This is a genomic window from Halovenus rubra, assembly GCF_026586665.1.
GTDB classification, from domain to species: Archaea; Halobacteriota; Halobacteria; order Halobacteriales; family Haloarculaceae; genus Halovenus; species Halovenus rubra.
In genome coordinates this window covers 278,478-292,817 of the sequence record NZ_JAODIY010000001.1, presented here as the reverse complement: position 1 = coordinate 292,817, position 14,340 = coordinate 278,478, and the positions used below count along the sequence as shown (strand labels likewise).

The following is a 14,340-nucleotide window of genomic DNA, read 5'->3' as shown; positions in this document are numbered from 1 at the left end:
GCGTCTCACTCAATTGAATGTTTGGGGCAGACGGACAGACACACTGGGCAGGCATCCTATCCGCTCGATCCTCGGAGGACCGCCCGGACCGATAACCGGACGACCGACCGCGTCGAGACGATAGCTCCAATCACCGTGAGCACGAGACTCCCGAGGAACACCAGCCCGAGGATCGTGACCGACGGCCAGGGGTTGAGCGTAATTCCAAAGGCAGTGAGCAGACCGACCGCATCAAAGACCGCGACGACGGCGAGCGCAACGACGACTGCTAACGCCGCCGACGCCGCGCCGATGCGAACCGCGTCGGCGATGACCACACGGAAAATCCGCCGGGGTGAGGCTCCCGTCGCGCGGTAGATGGCAAGCGTTTGTCGTCTCGCCCGGACCGCACGCGAGAGGACGGCACTCATCGCGCCGACAATTGTCAGCGCGGTCAGCCCCACCATCGCGGCCAAGAGTACCGACAGGTTCCCGACGACGTACTCGATTGCGTTGCCGAGGCCGCCACCGCCGCCATAGTGACCGCCCGCTGCGAGCGCGCTGGCAAGGCGCTCGTCACCTGTGACACGGTAGGTGGCTGTCTCGGTGCGACCATCGTCGACTGCCACACTGACTGTGTACCGGCCTGCTGGCCGGCGGGCCAACGATAGTTGCAGCTCTGTCTCCTCGCCGGGGTCAAGCTGGACCATCTCCGTTGAGTCGGTTCCCGGTCCCTCGATACTGACTGTGGACTCGACCGTGCGGTTCCAAGGATTCCACAGCGTCGCCGTCGCTGTCGGGGTAACTGCAACCCCCGGCGTCGACGGTTCGACCGCCACCGACCCAACAAGTCGCTGCCCGGCCTCGGCAGTCACCTGGATGGGCTCGCTGAACGTCTCGCCGCCACTCCGGACGACAACCTCGTAGCTATCCCCAACTGAAGGGGTCCGGAGCCAGGCTCTGCCCTCCTCGCCGACCGAGACCGTCTCGTTTGCGACCGTAACCGTAGCGTCGGCCGACGCATTTTCAACCAGGACCTGGACGGCCGTGTCGGGGGGCAGTTCGGCCGGGATGGTGAGAGTGGCAGGCGGCGATTGGCCAACACGGAGGGGCTGTTCGAACGGCCCGACGGCGAGCGTGTACTGTCCTGGTTCAAGTGTTGTGGCCTCAAACTCGACTGTCGTCAACTCCTGGGGTTCGAGCGAGACAATCCGGTCGATTCGCTCGTTGTCGAGAGTCAGCGGAACCCCAAACTCCTGAGCGTCGTCGGTCGGGTTCCACACCGTCGCTGTCACCTGGAGTGACTTCCCGGGACCGACCCGTGCCGGTGTATCGAGGCTTACCACGACCGGGTCTGTGTCCGCCGACACGCTGGTCCGAACAATGTTCACGTATCCCGTTTCAACCGTGCTGAGGTGGCGTGCAGTCGACAGCGGGAGGAACACTTGGTTGTCATCGATGCCGCCAGTCCGGTAGACCCCAACGACGGTCACCCGTGCGATGCCGCGCTCGGTGCTGCCCCCGACGACCAGTTCTTCACCGGGTTCGACCCCCAGCAGTTCCGCGGCGTGAGTGCCGACCACAGCCTCGTCCGAGCCGGTGGGTGCACGCCCATCAAGCAGGTCGGCCCCGGTCACCGCGGCAAAGTCCTCGTAGTTACCGCCACGAGCCAAGTAGGATTCGCCGTTGTGGTGTCCAAACAGGAGTACCTCTGGGCTAGTGGCGATATCTGAATCGTCGAGCACACCCACGTACCCCTCGGGAACGTTGCTGTTGACCGGGTGGGCGGCCTCCGTCTCAGCTAGTGTTGTCCCCGCAGTCGTGAACGAGGCTCCGACTCCGCCCAGGGAGGCGACTAAAAGGACGATAACTGCAAATGCTGACAGCGTCGCCGTCGCCGGCAGAACAGTTCGGGGAGACAACAGCGTCGGCTGGAGTAACTCACCGACTGGGTCGGGTGTATCTTGTCCATGGCCGCCTGACGGGGCTGTATCGTGGGTGACGACGGATCCCATCGTCGCTGCCCTAGCGGTCAGGTAGCCGCTGAGCAGGCCGACACCCACAAGAACTCCAAGCGTACCCGAGAGCAAGAGCGCGATGCGGGGCGTGACCTGTAGCGTGAGTGTTGTTGGCAACCCCAGAGAGATAGCAATATTGACCGCGATATTCGGGATGATGACGCCGAGAGCGTAGCCAAACAGAGCTCCGACACCAGTAAGCAGTCCCGCACGCGCTGCAAGCGGGAGCCGAACCCGTCGGGGCGTCGCTCCCGTTGCTCTCGCGACACGAATTGTCCGTTCGCGGTCGGCAATCACGGCCTGAACTACGTTTGCAATCGTCACCGCAACGACGACACCAGCAATGGCGACGCCACCCCAGAGTATCGACATCATGTCGCTCGCGCCCCCGGCCAAGAAGGCGAGCACGCCGACCAGTGGCGTGCCTTTGTCGGGCGTCGGGTCGTCAGTCGCCTCGATGGCAATGGCAGATGCCGGACCGGCCGCCTCAACCGTGGCCGCATCGACCCGGACCCATGTCTGGGGCAGGATACCCGCATCGCTCCCCGGCGTGACCGCCAACTGCTCGGTTGCCGCCTCACCATCGAGAGTCCACATCGCCTCACTTGTCACTGGGCCGACCGCGCCCTCTGGCGGTAATGAGAGACCGAACCGCCCGTCCGCCGCGGTGGGAATTCCAACGGCTGTCGTCGACTCACCGTCCGCATTCGTCGCCGTCGACAGGGGGAGTACGACCGCTTCGGAGCCAGCCCCAGCACGAGCCCCAGCAGGGGAGTCATAGCTCGTGATTGTCCCATTCGAGTCGAACTCCGCAGCCAGCTTGGTCGTCTGCTCGCCGGTGGTGACGACTAACAGTGCTGTCCCGACGAGGAGGGCGGCGACGAGCGCAACCACGAGGACAGCGAGCCAATCACGGCGTGACCAGCGGGCGACGAGGACGCGAATATAGTTCATGCTGGTCGTTACTTACTCGGAGGGGTGTTCAACGCCCGCCATCAACTCGAAAATGGAAGCCCTTTCCTGTGCGAACGGTGCGGGATGGCCACCGACGGCGACAACGATATCGCCGCCAGAGCGAACCGTCCCAACGTAGAGGTAGACCGTAATCTCTTCGCCGTCTCGCTCGACGGTCGTCGCGAACTGGGAGATAGTCGTCTGTTTGCCCTGTACCACGCCGTCGTGTTCCTCAGCCTTCTGTAAGTCATCTAGTCCTGCGTAGTCTCCTTCGAGTTCGTCACCGAATTCGCTAAGCAGTTCCTGGTGAGACATGCCTGCCAGCGGGTTGAGCGGATTCCCCACAACTTCGATTGCGGGCGTCGAGACAAGGGTGAACACGGCCCCGTCAAAGGACTCGCGTTGGACCTCGATGGAGCGCTCGTAATCGGTCACGTAGTTCGTCGTCACGACCGTCTTGGTCTGTCCAAGCACCGCACGCTGCTCTTCGACGACAAGTTCGTCTTGCCCCACTTGCTCGTACTCGCCAGCGGTGAAGTTATCGGCCTGTGCGGTCGCCGGCTGTGCCTCGAACTCAGCTGACGACGAGTAGACCAGTGCGAGCAAGCTTGATGGGACAACTACCATGAGCGCAAGTAGCACGATAAGTACGACAAGCGCGATGCCACCAAACACCCGCCGTCTCGTGACATGTTTTTTCAGGGTCGCTATCGACGTGGTATCTCCCTCCTCGGTCCCGCTCTCTTCGGCCGGTTCCGAACTCTCTTCGTCCGGCTTGGCCGTGTCGTTCGCCCCCTCAGCCAGTTCGTCCCCCGAACTCTGGTTTTCATCCGTCGATTCGTCTTCGCTGCCCATGTAGCGTTATATAAGAGACGACTGACTTGTAAGTCTACCCCCAGAGTGAGGCAAACACATAACAGTTTGCTTGCCATGTGATTGTGTATGAAACGCCGAGGGTACCTTCAATTGCTCGGTGCGAGTGGGGGTGGGGCACTGTCGGGTTGTGCTGGAATACTGGGCAGCGCAGGGGAATCAGACAAGGGGTTCACGCCACAGGCCGGGGACTATCTTGCGGTTGCCGTCGGAAAACTCAACACAGTTGCGCTTGCTGTCGACGAGTTCCAGGGCGGAGACCCACGTGAAAGCACGTTCGACGAAACGAAACCCCGCGAGCGACTGGAGACCACCCGCGGGGCACTCGACGAAGCCGAGACGCTCGCCGGCGAGAGCCAACAGGCAGACATCGAGGCAGTCAGGCGCTATCTGACGATTGTGGAAGGCAGCGTCGACGCAGTTGTCAACCTCCTGTCCGCAAGCGACGGCCTCGAACAAGCACAGGAGCGTATTGACGGGACAGAAGTCAACGTCGAGGCAGTACAGGAGCCGATTACACAGGCAAGCGAGGCAAGCGCCAGCGCCGTCAAAGCCCGGGACCGAGCTATGTCGACCAGCGACGAGGCAGACGGTGACCGGCTCGCCGGCCTTGACGCCGAATTTACGGCGCTACGGAACGGTCTGGAGACGCTCTCGGGGTACGTCACTGGCGTCGACGGACTCGCTGGTGGCTACGACACGTATCTCGGAGGGGTAACCGACCTCCAGACCGCCGACGACGAGGTATCGAACGGTTCCTTCGAAGCGGCACGAGACGCCTTCGAGCAGGCCGTCGGCGAGTTCGACGCCACATCCACGCGGTTCGCCGACGCACTGGCTGACGCGCCGGAGACACTCCTCACCGACCTCGAACGCGGCAACCAGCGCAGCACGGCACTTGGGCATTTTGCGGATGGACACGTGACACTGCTCGACGGACGGCTGGAACTCGACACCGCGACGACCGCGGTCAAAAACGAGGAGTTCGAAGCGGCACGCGACTCACTTGCCGCCGGAAACGAAGCCGCCGTCGCCGCCAGCGAGCAGTTCGCGGCGGGGGTCGACGTTCCTATCGACGAGTTCGACGACCAGTTCAACACGGCCGACATCCGGACGGTCGCGATGGAGTCGCTGACCAATGGCTACATCACACTGCTCGATTCCAACGACAACATCCGGACTGCCGAAACGCAGTTCGAAAACGGCGAGTATGGGCCTGCCCGTGAGTCGCTATCGGTCGGCCAGCAGAAAGCGACTGCCGCCGACAAGGAGTTCCAAACTGGACAAGAGCAGTCCGGGAATTTCGTCGGCGACGAGTTCGAGACCGCACGGACTCGTGCCGACGGTCTGGTCTCCCTTGCCGGGGGATACAAGACGCTGCTAGATGCACGCGAGAGCATCGACGCGGCCGAAACGGCGCTGTTCGAGGGGCAGTATGACGGCGCACGCGAAGGGTTCCAGCAGGGCGTAGACCAGAGCGGTACCGCCGTGTCGACGTTCCAGTCCGGGGAGAGCAACGACCTGTTCGCGGAGTCGTTCGACCGGGCACTCCAGCGCGCACAGGCTGTCGAATCGCTCGCGACTGGGTATACGGACGTTACTGACGGTCTAGAGGGTATCGACAATGGCCGTGATAGCCTTGATAACAGAAACTTCCAGACGGCAAAGAGCCAGTTCGATGCTGCCGGCGACTCGTTTGGGACTGCAGCGGAAACCTTCGAAACTGGGCAAAGCGAAGCCGACGAAGAGTTCGGCGATGATTTCGAGCAGGCGCTGTGTCAGGTCGGCCATCTTCAGTCTGCCGCCGACGAGTTCTTGACTGCGGCCCAGGCGGCTATGGACGGGAATCGGAGCGAAGCTGAGACTGCACAAGAAAACGGCGAGGACGCACTCGACCAGACAGAGGAGTGCTAGCTCTGGGTCACGTTAATCCAGAGGTGGACGTCCCGGTACGCGTTCTCCACAGAGGGAGAGGCCGGCACGTCACCGGGATAGAGGAGATACTTAACGCGTAACCGCTCGCCGGTCCTCGTCGGCTGGATGCCGTGAGTCATCTGCCACGTGCCGTTGTTGGCAATCGACGGCGAGGTGAACCGGTCGAGTTCCGTCCGCTCCAAGACAGTTGTCTCGTTGCCATCTTGCTCGACAGTCTGTAACTGGGCCACGACTGTATAAGAGAGCTGTTCGTGCTCGTGGTTCCCGATACCAACGATGACCGGCTGAGACTCATCGATGGTGAGCTCCGTCGGATACGCCGCCGCGACCTGCTCCCCGTTTTCGTCTTCGGTCAGCAGGTAGAACTCGGTGAAATCCTCACCTCCAGGCGGGACGACAACAGCGTATCCGACGGCACCAACTGCCAGCAAAATGCTGGCCACAAGCAAGACATTGAGCGCACCGTCGAGTCGCGTCTCCGGGTTGAGTAGTTCCTCGCGGCCATCGTCAATCCACTGCCGGTAGGGTACCCGGAACCGTTCGTCGGCAGGTAACGACTGCCGACGGACCGCTGCCAGCCCCGTCGCAACGACGGTGAATCCGGCCACACTGAGCAAAACGGGCACAAGCCGAATCCCCCACGGCGTGAAGTTCAACACCAACCCGATGAGCGGGACAATAGCGATGCTGAGGCCAAAGGAGAGTGCAACGCGCTCAATGCCGTCGATACCTCGGTCGCCGAGAGCTCCCGATGTTCCCTCCTCGTCGGCATCGGCCTCTTCGGTATCGAGCGCGGCCGGTGGCGTTCCTGCCTCAGGAAAGAGTGCAGCGATGAACGCATAGCCCGGGACAAAAAGAACGAACACGAGACCGAACACCGCCCGGAGTGGTGTCTCGTTCAGGACTGGAACGAGGACGGTCACACACGTCGCGACGACGATAGCGAGGACGGCCGCGAGGTCTGCCGGCAACTCGCGTACCGGTTCCGGAAGAACCAGCCACAGACGCGGGGACGTACGTTCTTTGTCCGACACACTCTGCCCATTTTATAGCTGTACTGTTAACTGTTGTGTCGCAGTGCCGTCAGCCGACAGTTGGGTTGAATAAGAGACAGTTTTGCGGAAAATGCCTCCGCGTAAAAGGTAACCTAACGTTCAATTTAGTTTGGTTTGCTGTGTAATACTAACATGATAGCGTCTGTTGGGAGAAAGTAATGCCACCAAGTGCCAAGATGAGATGCGAACGATGTGATGCCTGGATTGCAGTCGAGGATAAGACAGAGTACGTCGAGTGTGACTGTGGGGCTGGGTTTGCCGTCACCATCACGCAGATCTCTGCACAATCTGTGTAGGTGGTAACCAACACACGTTTGGACCGGCAGTTCGAACAGTCGCTATGTTCACCGGAATCGTCGAGGAAACCGGGACGGTGCAGGCTGTCGAAGAAGATACTGACGGTCTGCGTGTGCGATTTGAAACAACGTTTGATGGTCTCTCGACTGGACAGAGTATCAGCGTCAGTGGGGCCTGTCTAACTGTCGAGGACTTTGGTGATAGCTGGTTTGAAGTGTTTCTCGCGACCGAAACTATCGACAAGACGTATCTTGGCAGTCTTGCTCCGGGAGAGCAAGTCAATCTCGAACGCGCGCTTCCAGCAGACGGTCGTCTCGACGGCCACTTCGTGCAGGGTCACGTCGATGGAACCGGCGAAGTCGAGGCTGTCGAGCAGATCGGTGATGACTGGCGCTTTGCGTTCTCACTCCCACCAGAGCTATCCCGGTACGTCGTCGAAAAGGGGTCAATTGCTATCGACGGTATCAGTCTCACCGTCGCGGCGCTTGAAGAGGGCATTGTCGAAGTCGCTATTATTCCAGAGACCTACGAGTTGACAACACTCTCCGAGAAAAATCCGGATGACCCGGTACACCTCGAAGTCGATGTCGTTGCCAAATACGTCGAGCAACTTATCGATGGCTATCAGTAAGTAGAGTTGGTAAGTTCGGTTTTATTGCCCACAAAAAGAGAGTTTGTCGGTGAACGCCCGGTCCGTGCACTACACGATGGAGGGCAAGTAGTCATCGCCCTGTCGACTGTTCTTGACATACGCACCCAAGATATCGACACATCACTAGAAGACGAACCGCTTTTGCAGGCCGCTGCCCCAGAGAGAAACATGAACGACGACGTGCCAATTCTCGACAACCATCTCCATCTGGACCCGGTCAACGGCCGTGGCGCGGAGGCTGCCGAAGAGTTCGCTGCGGCTGGGGGGACTCACCTGCTCGTACTCAACAAACCCTCCTGGGACCTCGTCGCCGAGGACGACGTTGGGACGAAAGAAGGGTTTCGAGAAACCTTCGAGCTGACGTGTGCGGTGACCGCTGAGGCGTCTGAACGGTTGCCGGGTCGTGCCTGGCCTGTACTGGGCGTTCATCCCGGCCTTATCTCTCGGCTCGTCGAACGGGGTCACGACCCTGAAAAAGCAAAAGAAAGTATGCAGCGTGGCCTCGATGTGGCCGCCGAGTTTGTCGCCGACGGCCCCGCGGTCGCTCTCAAATCTGGGCGACCACACTACGATGTGGACGATGCGGTCTGGGAGGCCTCGAACGAGGTGATGTGTCATGCGTTCGCGCTGGCCGGCGAAACAGGCTGTGCCGTCCAGTTACACACAGAGGGTGGCGAAGATTTTACCGAGATTGCAGAGTGGGCCGAAGGCCGCGGGCTCCCACGCGAACGCGTCGTCAAACATTATTCCGGTGGGCCGATTGACGGTCCGATTCCGAGTGTTATCGGAGATAAGGATGCACTGGAGGCTGCTGTACAGAGTGGCGAGCCGTTTTTGATGGAGACTGACTTTATTGACGACCCCGAGCGACCGGGTGCAGTGCTCGGTCCAAAGACCGTGCCCCGACGTGTCCGATGGCTTCGCGAAGAAGGGTACGAAGACGCACTCTATACCGCACACGTCGACACGCCGGCACGGGTATACGGTATCGAGACGAACTGATTGCCCTACCGGGTGACAAAGCATTATTTGTCGGTGGCTATAACAGAAGTCAGTGAGAGAGTCCCCACGGTCACAGCGAGCCGTCTCACCGGTTATTTCGACGGTGTTAGTTGTCGCAATTACGGTCATTCTTGGGGCTGTTATCGCGACATTTGTGCTTGGTTTAGGTGAAACTGTGTCAGACCCGGGACCGAATATCGGAGAGACAACAGGTGAAATCGAGCGACAGGACGGCTACCAGGGTGGTATCGTCCGGATTACACACGTTGCCGGCGACAGCGTCCCGGTAAGCGAAATGGAGATTGTCGTCGACGCAACTGATGCGGCCTGCAGGCAGCGAGCACGAATCCTGAATCTCCCGTCTTCGGCAACTGGATTCGGGGAGAATGGTTTCAGCGATGCAAATCTCGAAGCCGGAGATGAGAGTATTATCAGCAAAGGCCAGACGGCCGATCAGAAATGGGAGCCTGGTGTGCTACACACAACCAATCAAAATAGGTTTGAAGCCGGCAAGTTCTTTGAGTTCCGGATTGCGAAAGGAGAGTGCCAGCTAACAGCCGGGGACCAAATTACGGTCGACCTCGTTCATACACCGACAAAGAGTATCATGATTAGCCAAGAGATACAGGTTCAGGAAAGATGAACCGCCTGAGAACCACTCACAGGGCGAAACGATTGCTGTCGAAAGTACTATCCCCGGAGACGCGTACCGTTGAGTATGAGCAACGAGCCGGGGGAGTACTACACCGAAGACCGCTGGCAAAATTGGATTGATCGCTTGCGCGAAGAAGAAATTGACCCCGACGATGAGGACTCGGCACGTCTGTTGTTGAATCTGCAGGATGATACAGCAATTGCCGTCGCCAAGATTCTGACTGATTTCAACGAGGATGTCCTTGGAGAAGAGGAGACACTCGGGAAGCTAGAAGAGATTCAGGAAATCGTCCTCTCAGAAGTCGCATTCGACAACGAAGACAAAGAGATGCTCATCGAGGGCGTCCAGACTTCGCTGATGTGTGTCTTCCATGCTGCCCACGAGTATGTCGTCGGCGGCCCAGCCGAGGAAGGAACCATCGGTGAGTATATTGAAGCTGCCGCCGAAGAGGAAGCCAACGAAGACCTTGACGCAGCGCTTGGGTACTGTGTCCAAGCCGGCACACTCGTTATCGATGGCGAAGAAATGGATATGGGACTGGCCGAAGAACTTGAATTCGGTCTCGTCGCCGAGTGGGTCAACGGCATCGACAGCATCCAGACTGCGATGCGCGACCCCGAAGTAGTCGAAGAAGACGAAGAGTAACTGTTCCACGGTGCAGAACCTCTTTTAGCGGCGGCGACTATGCGTACATAGATGCGTCGCGGAGCCAACAACCAGAGTGAGCGGGGCCAATCCGAAGTTATCGGTATCGTGTTGCTGCTGGCTGTCGTTGTTACGCTGGTCCTCGGCGCGGGCGCTGTCATCATCGCCGACTGGCAGTCCCAGACAGATCAGGAGACGCTGGTAAACGTTCAAAGCAATCTGACCGCGACAGAACTGACACTGCAGCACATGGGCGGGGAAAGCCTGCCGCCCAAGGACGTACTGGTGGTCTTGGACGGTGCCAACAGGGAACTCCGACTCGATGACTCCGGTTTCAACGGAACCCCAGCCCGTTTTAAAGCAGGGAGTAGCTGGGAATATTCGAGTTTTTCGCCGCCGCTCACCGGCGAGGTTACCCTCCAAGTATTTGATACCGCGGAGAATACCTTGCTCCACCAGAAGCGGTACGATGTGTAAGTCCACCACGCCGACAGATAGTCTGTGACATTTTACTGATAGTACCAAAACCACAGCTATGAGAACTGGAAGACAGCTTTTTAATCACAAACATACAATACCTGGCTAATGCGCTTTCTGAGAGACGACAGGTCCCAAGCTATCCAGATTGGGGCCGTGCTAATCTTTGGCATCCTTATCGTCTTTCTCGCGCTCTATCAGGGCTTTGTCGTCCCCAATCAGAACGAGGAGATCGAGTTCGACCACAACCAGCAACTCCAGAGCGAGATGACCGACATGCGAAGCACTGTCATCTCGATGCCCGGGCAAACGACGACCCAGTCGGTGTCACTGAAACTGGGCGTACGCTACCCTTCCAGGGCGCTTTTCGTCAATCCTGGGCCGGCCAGCGGGAGCTTACGGACTGTCGAGACAACCAACGAGGCTGTCAATCTCACCATCGAGAACGCGACTGTAAACGGCGAAGTTGGCGACTTCTGGAACGGGACGGCACGCAGTTACAACACCGGCGCCATCGAGTACCGACCGAACTACAACCTGTTTGCGACCGCCCCGCAGACGATATACGAACACAGCGTCCTCTACAACGACTTCGGCGAGGAGACCACGCTACCAATTACCGGCCAGGCGCTGGTCAGCGACGACCGCATCACGCTGGTCACGTTGAACGGCTCGCTCAGCGAGAGCCGCATCGGCGACGCAGCAATCGACTTCGAGCCGGTGAGTACGAACACCCGGACGGTAGAGATATTCAACGAGAGCCACCCCGTGACGGTGTCGGTCCCGACACTGATGAACGAGAGCCAGTGGGAGGATGTCTTCACCGAGGAGCTGGCCGATGGGAACGTGACGGCAGTAAACACAACGGCACTCCCGTCGGTCGACGAATTCTCGCTGCTCGAAATTACGCTCGAACCCGGAACATACTCGCTCCAGATAGCGAAAATCGGCGTCGGTACCGGCATCGAAGCGACCCGGACAGCATACCTGACCGATACCGCCGGGAACGACACGACGATACAGAAAGGCCAGACACAGACGCTCAAACTCGAGGTTCGCGACGCGTACAACAACCCAGTAAGCGGCGTCACCGTCAACGGGTCCGCCGAGAAGGGGGTGTTCACCAGTTCGGACGCCGCGACGGTAACGGCAGACACTGACGAGAATGGACAGTTGACGGTGGAGTACGAGGGCATAAACCCCGGGAACAACGACATCAACTTCACCATCGCGGAGGGGTACGGCCCGGTCGCGGATACGCCACACGCCGCCGGAACGTCAAGAAACGTCACGATGACCGTCACGGTCGACCCACCGATGGGTAGCGGTGGCGGGAACGGATCGGCGGCGTTCAACGTGAGCTGGCTCGACCCGAGCGCCGAGCCGGGGACCGAGGACTGTGACGACAATTCCTGTACGCTCGACTCCGCGGAGGCACAGCAACTCGAACTGACGCTGAACACGAGCGCACAGAACGCGGGTGTCGACTTCGCCGTCAGCAACACCAGTGTTGGCACGCTCAACACGAGTAGTGGAACAACCGACAGAAACGGAGAGGTCACGGTAACGTTCCAGCCCCAGGCAAACGGCACCGTCGAGGTGTATGGCTGGACCGGTGGTGGTGGCGACCAGATCGAAATCGAGGTGACCAACGCCGGACTCATCTACCAGAACGACGCCGTGACCAACGACGGTGATGACTCCGATACCGTCGCTGGCGGGGTGAACTTCTCCGTCGCGAACCGTCTCGGCGAGAGCGTCACGATCACCGATGTCAATATTGCGCCGTCGAACAGCGCTATCACGGGCCTCAGCGACGATGGGCTCCCGAACGGCGAACCCGTGACGAGTGAGGTGTACATCGCCGCGGACCTGGCCGATGCCCACGTCGATTACAACGGCGGAACCGACCTCCCGGAAAATGTCAGTCTGGACACTGACGGGTTCAGCAACGACGGGAACGCACAACTCTCGGCCGACGCAACGGCGACGTTCTACCTCTACGAGTTCACTGACGGGACCTCGTCGGTCGACATGAGCGGCGAAGACGTAGAGATCACGGTCACGTACCAGCGGGCAAGCGGCGGAACCGAGACGCAGACGTTTACCATCACGCCAACCGACGGCTCCCCCCAGCCTGGAATCGTCTTCGCGGGCAAGAGCAACGGTCGCCTCTCGACTATCGACAGTCAGGGTCAAATCGCACGGTCGGTTTACTCGGTGACTGGGACAACGGCGGCAGGTCCGCAGACGACAGACTTCGCGTTCGGGCCCGGCCCCGAAGTCCCGTACAAGGACGGGAACGGAAATCTCGGCATCGTCGACCAGAACGGGAACAAGCAGGTGCTGGTCGACACGAACTACGGACCGGGTATTAACGATGTCCGTCTCGCAGTCGGTCGCGTCTTCGTCGGCAGTGGAAACACAGTTCAGACCAACGGCGGACCGTTCGTCTACTTCATCAACGGCAACGGGAAGTTGACTCGTGTCGACGCCAGCGGGACGACGAACATCGTGACCGTTGGCGGCACGCAGGTGAGTGCACAGGCAGTCGCTGGAACCGGTGACATCGACGCCGACGGCAGCCCTGAACTGGTCTTCGTCGACTCGAACAGCAAGTTCGACTACATCGACAGCCGTCAATCGGGTAACAGCGGGAATTTCAAAGCGACCATCGCCGACCTCTCGGGTTCGCCGACGCTGAACACGCCGAATGCCGTCGGGGCTCCGGCCGATTTCGACGGCGACAGCGCGGCCGAAATCCCGTATATCGACGGCAGCAAGCGGGCAAAATACGTCAACGGACCGGACGGAAACAACGCTGCGGGCGATACGACGACGCTGACGACCGCGACCGGTGGAGAGTATCCCGTCGGTGTCGCCGATGTCGCGGGTGACTCCAAACCCGAGGTAATCTACGTCGACACGTCGGGCAATCAGCGACTTGCATACGCCGGTCGCGGCAGCGTCTCCGGGTTCATCACCGACTCCAGTGGCAACGAAGTTCCGTCCGCGACGAACCCCGGCACGTCGTGATACTATGCTCGACCATCGATTACACACTGAAAGTGACTGTCGACGCGCCAAATCGGAGATGGTCAGCGTCGTCAGCCTCGTCGATGTCGTCGCGATTCTGTCGCTGATTGTCGGCACCGTGGTCGTCGGCAACGTCTCCGAATAGGCCGGCGGCAAGCCCCTAGTCGAAATGAACACCTCGGCGGCGGCCAACGACCGTGTCCTCGTCCACGCGGGTGGCAACTCACTTCAGGTAACGCCAATAGCGGGGTCGCGTCGCAAAGTCGTTTAGAATCGACAGTAGTATCGACTAACCCCTGACCTGTAACGCTTCCAAATTTACGTGCACTAAGTGCACGGTAATCTAACAGCATAACAGTGCACAATGAGTCGGGGGTCTGATAGCTGGTGAGAAAAGTCTAAACCGTTCTTCGACACGACCAACTTTCGTTTCTCGCCGACGAACACATCAAACGGACTTACCTCACAGCACTTCGTGCGAACGGATGACGCTGGCGCTGTTACAGAAAGCAACGAGGCTGGCCAGGAAGATCAGACCGATCTCGTAGCGAGCGAGACACGCGGCCTGGTCGTCCTCACGAATGACGACGATTTCGGCAGATTAGGTCGAAAAGAGCCACACGCAGGTATCGTCTGTTACAGTCCCCAGGACCACGAACCCGGAGACTTCGCCAAGGCAATCAAACGTATCGACCACTACTTCGAGCCAGCGGCGATGCACGGCCACATCGAGTGGATCGAAAACTGGCTGTGAGGCATTCG

13 protein-coding genes are annotated in these 14,340 nt (G+C 59.6%); 10 read left to right on the top strand and 3 right to left on the bottom strand.

Annotation, left to right across the window (positions count from 1 at the left end):
- Positions 1-56: 56 nt before the first annotated feature.
- Positions 57-2,951 carry an FtsX-like permease family protein gene (locus tag N5098_RS01440; protein WP_267635897.1) on the bottom strand — a complete coding sequence of 965 codons (2,895 nt, stop codon included), beginning with the start codon at positions 2,949-2,951 and terminating at the stop codon, positions 57-59.
- Between the two features lie 12 nt (positions 2,952-2,963).
- Positions 2,964-3,806, bottom strand: coding sequence for a DUF6517 family protein (locus N5098_RS01435; protein ID WP_267635896.1), 843 nt, complete (start codon positions 3,804-3,806; stop codon positions 2,964-2,966).
- Between the two features lie 87 nt (positions 3,807-3,893).
- Here N5098_RS01435 and N5098_RS01430 point away from each other — a divergent pair, with 87 nt between their 5' ends.
- Positions 3,894-5,738 carry a hypothetical protein gene (locus N5098_RS01430; protein ID WP_267635895.1) on the top strand — a complete coding sequence of 615 codons (1,845 nt, stop codon included), beginning with the start codon at positions 3,894-3,896 and terminating at the stop codon, positions 5,736-5,738.
- Here N5098_RS01430 and N5098_RS01425 read toward each other — a convergent pair.
- On the bottom strand, positions 5,735-6,793 hold the full coding sequence (locus N5098_RS01425; RefSeq protein ID WP_267635894.1) for a DUF8471 domain-containing protein: 1,059 nt from the start codon (positions 6,791-6,793) through the stop codon (positions 5,735-5,737). The genes N5098_RS01430 and N5098_RS01425 overlap by 4 nt on opposite strands.
- A 179-nt stretch (positions 6,794-6,972) precedes the next feature.
- Here N5098_RS01425 and N5098_RS01420 point away from each other — a divergent pair, with 179 nt between their 5' ends.
- The 9 genes from N5098_RS01420 to N5098_RS01380 all read left to right on the top strand — a co-directional run bounded on the left by N5098_RS01420 (position 6,973) and on the right by N5098_RS01380 (position 14,332).
- Positions 6,973-7,110: a hypothetical protein gene (locus tag N5098_RS01420; protein ID WP_267635893.1), complete on the top strand. Its 138-nt coding sequence runs from the start codon at positions 6,973-6,975 to the stop codon at positions 7,108-7,110.
- 44 nt (positions 7,111-7,154) lie between these two features.
- The gene (locus N5098_RS01415; protein ID WP_267635892.1) at positions 7,155-7,742 is read left to right on the top strand and encodes a riboflavin synthase; all 588 of its coding nucleotides are present in this window, start codon (positions 7,155-7,157) and stop codon (positions 7,740-7,742) included.
- Positions 7,743-7,931: 189 nt separating this feature from the next.
- A complete protein-coding gene (locus N5098_RS01410; RefSeq protein WP_267636075.1) occupies positions 7,932-8,765 on the top strand; it encodes a TatD family hydrolase in 834 nt (277 codons plus the stop codon).
- Positions 8,766-8,817: 52 nt separating this feature from the next.
- The gene (locus N5098_RS01405) at positions 8,818-9,408 is read left to right on the top strand and encodes a type IV pilin domain-containing protein (protein WP_267635891.1); all 591 of its coding nucleotides are present in this window, start codon (positions 8,818-8,820) and stop codon (positions 9,406-9,408) included.
- A 75-nt stretch (positions 9,409-9,483) separates the two neighbouring features.
- Positions 9,484-10,065: a DUF2150 family protein gene (locus N5098_RS01400; RefSeq protein WP_267635890.1), complete on the top strand. Its 582-nt coding sequence runs from the start codon at positions 9,484-9,486 to the stop codon at positions 10,063-10,065.
- 51 nt (positions 10,066-10,116) lie between these two features.
- Complete coding sequence (locus tag N5098_RS01395; RefSeq protein ID WP_267635889.1) at positions 10,117-10,542, top strand: archaellin/type IV pilin N-terminal domain-containing protein; 426 nt, start codon at positions 10,117-10,119, stop codon at positions 10,540-10,542.
- A gap of 108 nt (positions 10,543-10,650) precedes the next feature.
- Complete coding sequence (locus N5098_RS01390) at positions 10,651-13,578, top strand: Ig-like domain-containing protein (protein WP_267635888.1); 2,928 nt, start codon at positions 10,651-10,653, stop codon at positions 13,576-13,578.
- A gap of 4 nt (positions 13,579-13,582) precedes the next feature.
- Positions 13,583-13,723: a hypothetical protein gene (locus tag N5098_RS01385; RefSeq protein WP_267635887.1), complete on the top strand. Its 141-nt coding sequence runs from the start codon at positions 13,583-13,585 to the stop codon at positions 13,721-13,723.
- 330 nt (positions 13,724-14,053) lie between these two features.
- Entirely contained in the window at positions 14,054-14,332 is a 279-nt protein-coding gene (locus tag N5098_RS01380) for a DUF5615 family PIN-like protein (protein ID WP_267635886.1), read from the top strand.
- Positions 14,333-14,340 lie beyond the last annotated feature (8 nt).

What these genes read in the sequence shown, in the direction of transcription:
- N5098_RS01430 (WP_267635895.1), top strand. Translation starts at nt 3,894, where the DNA reads ATGAAACGCCGAGGGTACCTTCAATTGCTCGGTGCGAGTGGGGGTGGG.
- N5098_RS01415 (WP_267635892.1), top strand. Translation starts at nt 7,155, where the DNA reads ATGTTCACCGGAATCGTCGAGGAAACCGGGACGGTGCAGGCTGTCGAA.
- N5098_RS01395 (WP_267635889.1), top strand. Translation starts at nt 10,117, where the DNA reads ATGCGTCGCGGAGCCAACAACCAGAGTGAGCGGGGCCAATCCGAAGTT.
- N5098_RS01435 (WP_267635896.1), bottom strand. Translation starts at nt 3,806, where the DNA reads ATGGGCAGCGAAGACGAATCGACGGATGAAAACCAGAGTTCGGGGGAC.
- N5098_RS01400 (WP_267635890.1), top strand. Translation starts at nt 9,484, where the DNA reads ATGAGCAACGAGCCGGGGGAGTACTACACCGAAGACCGCTGGCAAAAT.
- N5098_RS01390 (WP_267635888.1), top strand. Translation starts at nt 10,651, where the DNA reads ATGCGCTTTCTGAGAGACGACAGGTCCCAAGCTATCCAGATTGGGGCC.
- N5098_RS01385 (WP_267635887.1), top strand. Translation starts at nt 13,583, where the DNA reads ATGCTCGACCATCGATTACACACTGAAAGTGACTGTCGACGCGCCAAA.
- N5098_RS01420 (WP_267635893.1), top strand. Translation starts at nt 6,973, where the DNA reads ATGCCACCAAGTGCCAAGATGAGATGCGAACGATGTGATGCCTGGATT.
- N5098_RS01440 (WP_267635897.1), bottom strand. Translation starts at nt 2,951, where the DNA reads ATGAACTATATTCGCGTCCTCGTCGCCCGCTGGTCACGCCGTGATTGG.
- N5098_RS01410 (WP_267636075.1), top strand. Translation starts at nt 7,932, where the DNA reads ATGAACGACGACGTGCCAATTCTCGACAACCATCTCCATCTGGACCCG.